Consider the following 7,742-nt stretch of genomic DNA (forward strand, 5'->3'; position numbering starts at 1 on the left):
TGTCCTACGGCGTGGACTCAGAGCATCCGGGTCAGCCGCGACTGGATGGACGGCGGGTTGAGGTCCGCCTGGAGGGCCACCCGCACCTCGCTCTTGCTGTCGCCGTCACCGACGCGCAGCGTGCCGATCTCGGTGCCCGCCGCGGCGTGGTGGTCGACCTTGCCGGCGTCCAGGGTCACGGTGCCGCCGATGCCGGGGAAGCCGGCCACGACGAGGTCCTTGGTCGCGACGACCGCGACCTTGCCGCCGAGCCCGTTGTCGACGTAGCCGACGACGTCGCCCTTCTTGACCACGGTCTGGCCGGTCACGCCGTTCTGCGCGGCCTGGATCTGCTTGCCGCTGACCTTCAGCACGGTCGGCAGGATGCCGTCGCCGGGGTTGGGCGAGGTGGCCTGCTGGCCGAGGGTGACGCCGAGAATCAGCCGCTTCACGCCGCCGACCTCCTTGTAGGCGGCCCACATCAGGCAGCCGCCGGCCGGGGTGCTGGAGCCCGTCTTGACGCCGATGACGCCGGTCTTGGGGTTGATCAGGTTGTTGGTGTTGGGGATCTTCTGGTTGTTGAAGGTGGTGTCCGGGGTGGACACGATCTGCCGGAAGATCTCGTCCTGCATGACCTGCTCGGCCAGCTTCAGCTGGTCCTTCGCGGTGCTCTTGGTGTCCGCGTTGTAGCCCGCCGGGTCGGCGTAGGTGGTGTTGGCCATGCCGAACTTGGCCGCGGTCTCGTTCATCAGCTTGACGAACTCCGCCTCGGAGCCGGAGTGGAAACGGGCGAGCAGCCGGGCCACGTTGTTGGCCGAGGGCAGCATCAGCAGCTCCAGGGCCTGGTACTCGGTCAGCACCTGGTTCTCGGTGAGCGTCACCTTCGACTCGTCGACGTTGCCGGACTCCTGCGCGGCCTGCTTGTCGACGACGATCTTGGGGCCGCTCTCCCCCTTCTTCAGGGGGAACTTCTGCAGGATCAGGTAGGCGTTCATCACCTTGGTGACGCTCGCGATCGAGGCCGGCGTCTCCGGGCCGGAGCTGCCGAGGCTGCCGACGCCGACCACCTCGGCCGCGGACTGGCCCTTGGCCGGCCACGCGAGGTCGAGCGGGTCGCCCGGGAAGCTGTAGCTGCCGGCGGCGGACATCCGCACCTTCGCGTCCGGCAGCGGGCGCAGCAGCTGGGCCACGACCGCCGCGCCGAGCACCACGGCGAGGAAGACCGTCCAGATGGTGATCCGCTTGAGCGCGCGCCGCAGCGGGGAGACCGGGCGGGCGTTGAGGGCCGCCAGGACCTCCATCGCCTCGGCGGTGTTCTCCGGCGAGGGCAGCGGCTCGGGGACGGGCAGCGGCTCGGGGACGGGCAGCGGCTCGGGGACGGGCAGCGGCTCGGGCTTCGGCAGCGGCGGGACGGGCGGCACCGGCCGCGGGTCCGGCGCGGGCAGCGGTTCGGGCGCCGGGGCCGGGCCGGGCTCCGGGGCGGGGGCCGGCTTCGGCAGCGGCTCCGGGCCGGGCTGCGGCTCGGGCTCGGGCAGGGGGCCGGGGGCGGGCGGCTCGGGGACCGTGCCGGCGGCGGGGGCGGCCTTGAGCGGGGTGAGGCGCGGCTTCTCCAGCTTCTCGGACTTCAGCCGGCCCGGGGTCTTCTCGGCGGGGTCGGACTCGTCGGCGTCCCCGGACTTACCGGACTTCTCGGCGTCCTCGGACTTCTCGGCGGGCTCCGGCTTCTCCGCAGAAGCAGCGGAAGCCGGCTTCTCCGGCTTGCTCAGCCGCACCGCCACGACCGGAGCGTCCTCCTCGGCGGCGTCCTCGACGGCCTCCTCCGCGTCGCCCTCTTCCATTTCTTCCACCGGAGCGTCGCCGTCGGGCGTGTCGTCCTCGGGCATGTCGTCCTCGGCCGCCGGCTCGGCGTCCTTCCCTGGCGCGTCGCCGTCGGCGGTGGCTTCGTCCGCCTCGTCCGCCGGCTGCGCGACGGTCGTCCGCATGCCGAGACGCGGGTCGGCGCCCGCCGGCTTGCCGGACGGCTTCGCGTCCTCCTCCGGGGTGGCATCCGACGCCTCGTCCGGTGCCTCGGGGGCATCGGCCTCGGAACTCCCGGCGCCGGACGGCTTCACGAGCTCGTCGGGCAGCCGCAGCGCGGTGGTGCGGTTGTCCACCGGCAGTCGCAGCATCGTGGTCTTGCTGTCCACATCCCGGACACGGAGCTGCACGGTCGAACCGCCCTTGCCCCCCGCCTTGCCCCCCGCCTTCGGCGCGTCGCTGGAAGCGGAGGTGGCAGCGGAGGCGGGAACCGGGGCCGAGGTGTCGGCCGGAGTGTCGGCGGAGGCGCCGTCAGCGGCCGTTCCGACGGCGGTCGATCCGGTCCGTCCGCGCTCCCGGTCCTGCCCGCTCCCGCCGTCCCGCAGCACCCTGTCGGGGGACTCGCCCACGTAACCCAGCCTCCTCAACGCCCGGCGGGGCACCGGCAGACCCGATTTCGGGAAGCCGACGCCCCGCCCCGTGTACCTGTACAGTCTCCGCCACCGACCGGCGACCGGCCGCGCACACCCCGCCCGACCGGCCCTTATTGCCGTCACACGGCGGTATCGCGGTTCGCTCATCGAACAGACGCCCGGCCCGCACCCCCTGGTTCCAGGCCTTCACCGCAAGGTCACGATTCGGAGGCGTACTCGACAAGCCCGTGTGAGAGGCGTCACCCTGTCTCTCATCCACGCGGGGAGGCTTGGATGGGCAAGAGCCGCAGAACTGTTCCCGAGGAACTCTTGCTGCTCGCTTTGGACCCGACCACGGGTACCACGGCGCAGCCGCAGACCCTCGACCTCGGACTCGCCGGGGCGCAGCTCGTCGAGCTGTCCCTGGCCGGACGGATCGTACCGGAGGGAGACCGGATCGCCGTCGTGCTCGCACGGCCGACCGGCGACCCGACCCTGGACCACGCACTGGAACTGCTGCGACGGCGCGGCAGTCCGGTCCGCGCGGCGCACTGGATCGGCGGGCCCCGGCTGGGGCTGCGCCAGACCTACCTGGCGCACCTGGAGCGCTGCGGCATGGTGACCGCCGTGCCGGGCCAGGTGTGCGGGGTGCTGCCGACGACGCGCTACCAGGCGTCCGACGACTGCACCAACGCCGCGATCAAGCAGCGGCTGGACACCGCGATCCGCACCGGTGTGCCACCGGACCCCCGGACGGCCGCGCTCGCCGCGCTGGCCCACTCCGTGGGGCTGGGCAAGCACCTGTACCCGGGCAACGAGGGCCGGTCCTCGCGGTCGCGGCTGCGCGACCTGATCCGGTACGACCCGCTCGGCGGGATGGTCGCGCACGCCGTGATGGACGTGCAGAACGGCCTGCCGGCACAGCAGAACCGCTCGGACCAGGGTTCGTCGGCGACGGGCACGGGCCGGTCCGCCGGCTCCTCCGGCGCCCGCGCGGCGGGCCGGGGCACCGGCGGCCGGGTGGCCGCCTCCCGGGTCGGCGTCCGCTGACGCCCGGTCCGGGGTCCGGGGGCGCACCCGGGCACGCCGGGCGGATCGTCCGGCGAGACGTCCGGCGTGAGGTCCGGCTTCACACCCGGCAGCGCGCGCCGCGGCGTTCGCGCCGTCCGTGAGCGCTGAACGACCCGACGCACCACCAGCGGTACCCGCACCACCAGCAGTACCAGGAGCAAGGAGGGGCGGTCGCCCGCGACGGAAGTCGCCCGGCGACCGCCCCTCTGCCGTCCCCGAGGGCCCCCGGGTCGCCCGGGGACGTCCGGCGGAGCCTGCCGCAGCATGTGCCACCAGCACGTGCACCGCCGGGAGCCCACACGAATCAGCGCCGGTAGCAGTACCGGTTCGAGCCGCTGAGCCGCATTACCACCTGGGAGGCTTCGCTGTCTCACAGAAGCGCTTTTCCGATGATCAGTTCTATTGCGCTGCTGTGAATCCCCGGCGCCGACCTGGCCCAAGGTGTCATGCTGCTCCGAGTCAGGGGGGTTGGTCCCAATGTCCGAAGTGTTCCGAGGACTGCCGTTCCAACGATCACCAGAGGTCCGGCCGGAGGTCGACGTGTCCGCCAACATCAATCCCACCGTGCGCCGACGGCGCCTGGGCTCCGAGCTGCGCAAGCTCCGCGAGGGCCTCGGGATGACCGCGGAGGAGGTGGCCGGCCGGCTGATGGTCTCCCAGTCGAAGATCAGCCGACTGGAGAACGGCCGCCGCAGCATCAGCCAGCGGGACGTCCGCGACCTCTGCGACGTGTACAACGTGTCCGACGAACAGATGCGCAACAGCCTCATGGAGATGGCCAAGGAGTCCCGCCAGCGCGGCTGGTGGCACGACTTCAACGACATGCCGACGCCGTACAGCGTCTACATCGGCCTGGAGGCCGAGGCCTCCTCGATCCGCGCCTACGAGTCCTCCTTCGTCCCCGGACTGCTGCAGACCGAGCAGTACGCCCAGGCCGTCGTCGAGGGCACCCAGCCGGACACCGACGCGCTCGCCGTCCAGCGCCGGGTGCAGGTGCGGATGAAGCGCCAGGACCGCGTCCACGGCGAGCACCAGCTGGGCAGCCTGTGGACCGTCATAGACGAGGCGGTGCTGCGCCGCGAGGTCGGCAGCCGCGAGGTGATGGCCCACCAGCTCAAGCACATGCTGGAGCTGAGCCAGCGGCCGAACATCACGATCCAGGTGATCCCGTTCGCCGCCGGTGCCCACCCCGGTATGACCGGGACATTCTCCCTGCTGGAGTTCCCCGAGTCAGCCGATTCCACGGTTGTCTACTTCGAAGGGGTGACGAGCGATCTTTACCTGGAGAAGGAGGCCGACGTGCGCCGCTATACCAGTCTCTACGACCACCTGAGGGCGGCGGCGCTCGGTGTGGCGGAAAGCCGGACACTGATAGCAGAGATTGAAGAGGGATTCCACCCATGAGCACCACCATCGAGAGCGGCGCACCCTGGCGGAAGAGCAGTCACAGCGGTGGCAACGGCGCCTGTGTGGAGATCGCCACGCCGGCCGCGGGGGCCGTCGCCGTCCGGGACTCCAAGGACCCGCACGGCCCACAACTGCGCTTCTCCGCCGAGGCCTGGAACGCGTTCGCCGCCGCCGCCGGAGCGGGGGCGTTCGGCCCGGGCGAATTCGGCGCAGGGCAGTTCGGCGCAGCCTGAACCCGGGCCGCTCTCGGCCCAGTTGCCCGTAGCGGTGCCCGTCGCCCCCCGGCGGCGGACACGGCTACGGGCAACTGTGTTTCCCGGGGCCCGTCCACACCGGGACCGCTCAGCCCACCACCGGGTAGCGGGCCGTCCACGCGGCGCCCTCCGGGGTGTCCCGGCCGTGCAGCTCGGCGCCGTGCACGAGCTCCAGCACGAAGTCGTCGGCGAGTTCGAGGATCGCGCCGCGCCCCTCCAGCCCGGCCACCAGGCCCGGCGGCAGCGCGGTGTCGCCGTGCAGCACGCCGAGCAGGCTGCCGCAGATCGCGCCGGTGGAGTCGCTGTCCCCGGAGTGGTTGACGGCGAGCAGCACGCCCGACCGGACGTCGTGCGCGACCAGCGCGCAGTACACCCCGATCGCCAGCGCCTCTTCGGCGACCCAGCCCTCCCCCAGTGCCTCCACCCGGGTAGCGGACGGCTCGCCCGCCCGCACCGCGTCCAGCGCCGCCCGCAGCGCAGCGGTCGTCTCCTCGTGCCCCTGCCGCTCGGAGAGCAGCGCCAGGGCGAGGTGGACGCCCTCCTCCAGGGTGCCGCCGCGGGCGACGCTCTGGACGATCACCGCGAACGCGCCGGCCGCGAGGTAGCCCGTCGGGTGACCGTGGGTGAGCACCGAGCACTCCACCGCGAGCTGGAACACCAGGCCCGGTTCCCAGGTCGTGAGCAGCCCGAACGGCGCCGCCCGCACGACCGTGCCGCAGGCCTTGGAGTGCGGGTTCTTCGGGTGCTCCAGGGTGCCCAGGCGCTCGCCGTCCGGCCCGCCGAGGGCGGTGAGGCTGCCCTGGCCGGGGGCGCGCTGGGCGTACAGCCACTCCTCGCGGCCGAGCCAGCCGAGGTCGGGGCGGCGCTCGTCCGGGCCCCAGTCGCGCTGCGTCGCGGCCCAGCGCAGGTAGGCGAGGTGGAGGTCGGTGGGCGGGTGCCAGCTGCCGGTGTCGCGGCGGATGTGGGCGCGGATCAGGCCGTCGACGGTGAAGAGCGTCAGCTGGGTGTCGTCGGTGACCGCGCCGGTCCGCCCGTGGGCGGGGACGTAGCCGGTGACGCCGTGCGGGCCGTGCTGGGCGAGGATCTTGTCCAGCGCCTCGAACTCGACGGCGGCGCCCAGCGCGTCCCCGATCGCGCCGCCGAGCAGACAGCCCCGCACCCGGCTGCGGAAGTCCTGCTGCTGTGCGCGTGACCACAGTGGCATCACGACGGGTGCGCCTTTCGTCCGGAATCGGCGGGGGTACGGGGCGGCGCGACGCTCGGGCCGGTCGCGCGCCCTGGCACCCTATGCGAAGACCCGTGCGGCTCGACGGGTTCCGTCGCACACCAGTCTTTCAACAAATTGTTGCTACGTATCCATCCCGGGGCCACGGACGACCACCCCGCGCTGCCTACCGTGCCGGGCCATGACCACCTCCCGCACCCGCGCCGCCGCCGTGGCGGCCCTCACCGGCGCGCTCCTCCTCGGCACCCCGGCGCTGGCCTCCGCCGCCCCCGCCGCGGACGCGCCGGCCGCCGCCCGCCGGGCCGCGCACGCGATCCCGTTCACCGCCGCCACCGTGACCCAGCAGGCCGACGGCGGCTTCACGATCGCCTGGACCGCCCCCGGCGTCCGGCACGTCACCGTCTACACGGGCACCGACCCGGACGCCGTCGAGCGCGACCACGCCGTCGCCCGGGGCGCCGGCGGCGCCACCGTGACGGTCTCCGGCCTCGCCGCCGCCGACCGCCGCTACTTCGAGCTCGTGCCCGACCGCGGCGCCCCGCTGGTCGTCGCCGACCGCTCGCTGCACCTCGCCTCGGCCCCCAACTTCCGCGACGCGGGCGGCTACCGCACCGCCGACGGCCGCTGGGTCCGGATGGGCGTCGTCTACCGCTCCGGCGACCTCTCCCGGCTCACCGACGAGGACCTCGCCGAGCTGCGCCGTCTCGGCATCCGGACGGTCTTCGACCTGCGCACCCCGGCCGAGCGGAAGGCCGCTCCGGACCGCGTCCCGGCCGGCGCCACCGCCGTCGACGCCAACGTGCTCGGCGCCGCCGACACCGGCGCGTTCAACGTCGCCACCCCGCAGGCCGCGGCGCAGGCGATGGTGGACGCCGAGCGCACGATGGTCGCCGCGGACAGCGCCAGGGCGGCGTACCGCTCGGTGTTCACCGGCCTCGTGGAGCGCGACGACGAGAACGTCGTCTACCACTGCACGGCCGGCAAGGACCGCACCGGCTGGGCCTCGGCCGCGCTGCTGACCGCGCTCGGCGTGCCGCGCGAGACGGTCGAGGCGGACTACCTGGCCAGCAACGCCTACCGCGCCGCCGAGAACGCCGCGACCCTGGCCAAGCTGCCGCCCGCCTACCAGGCCGTCTACAAGCCGCTGCTGGACGTGCGGCCGGAGTACCTCGACGCCGGCTTCGACGAGGTGCGCACGCGCTTCGGCTCCTTCGACGGCTATCTGAAGGACGGCCTCGGCCTGGACCAGCGGGACCTGCGCGACCTGCGCAGCCAGCTGCTGGCCGGCTGACGCCGCCGACGACGCCGCGAGGGGTCCGGCACACCGTGGGCGGGGGGTTTACCCCACCCCGCCCCCCCGACAGGGGGGCGCGTACC

Annotated in this window: 6 protein-coding genes; 4 read left to right on the forward strand and 2 right to left on the reverse strand. The window is 73.4% G+C overall.

The genetic code is table 11. The features are described 5' to 3' along the window. Positions 1–17: 17 nt before the first annotated feature. Positions 18–2,405, reverse strand: coding sequence for a hypothetical protein (locus ACFXDE_RS31170; RefSeq protein WP_380497986.1), 2,388 nt, complete (start codon positions 2,403–2,405; stop codon positions 18–20). A 297-nt stretch (positions 2,406–2,702) separates the two neighbouring features. Here ACFXDE_RS31170 and ACFXDE_RS31175 point away from each other — a divergent pair, with 297 nt between their 5' ends. The 3 genes from ACFXDE_RS31175 (at position 2,703) to ACFXDE_RS31185 (ending at position 5,119) form a co-directional block, all read left to right on the forward strand. Further along, positions 2,703–3,458, forward strand: coding sequence for a GPP34 family phosphoprotein (locus ACFXDE_RS31175; protein WP_380443796.1), 756 nt, complete (start codon positions 2,703–2,705; stop codon positions 3,456–3,458). A gap of 561 nt (positions 3,459–4,019) precedes the next feature. Further along, a complete protein-coding gene (locus ACFXDE_RS31180; RefSeq protein ID WP_380443794.1) occupies positions 4,020–4,883 on the forward strand; it encodes a helix-turn-helix domain-containing protein in 864 nt (287 codons plus the stop codon). Further along, positions 4,880–5,119 (forward strand): DUF397 domain-containing protein, encoded by a 240-nt coding sequence (locus ACFXDE_RS31185; protein WP_380497987.1) that lies wholly within the window; start codon positions 4,880–4,882, stop codon positions 5,117–5,119. The genes ACFXDE_RS31180 and ACFXDE_RS31185 overlap by 4 nt, the downstream gene beginning before the upstream one ends. 109 nt (positions 5,120–5,228) lie before the next feature. Here the strand turns inward: ACFXDE_RS31185 and ACFXDE_RS31190 are convergent, their stop codons facing one another. Further along, positions 5,229–6,344, reverse strand: a complete 1,116-nt coding sequence (locus tag ACFXDE_RS31190) for an ADP-ribosylglycohydrolase family protein (RefSeq protein WP_380497988.1) — start codon at positions 6,342–6,344, stop codon at positions 5,229–5,231. A gap of 202 nt (positions 6,345–6,546) precedes the next feature. Between ACFXDE_RS31190 and ACFXDE_RS31195 the strand changes: the two genes are divergently transcribed. Beyond that, positions 6,547–7,656: a tyrosine-protein phosphatase gene (locus ACFXDE_RS31195; protein ID WP_380497989.1), complete on the forward strand. Its 1,110-nt coding sequence runs from the start codon at positions 6,547–6,549 to the stop codon at positions 7,654–7,656. Positions 7,657–7,742 lie beyond the last annotated feature (86 nt).

It is taken from the genome of Kitasatospora sp. NPDC059408 (assembly GCF_042751525.1).
Taxonomy (GTDB): Bacteria; Actinomycetota; Actinomycetes; order Streptomycetales; family Streptomycetaceae; genus Kitasatospora.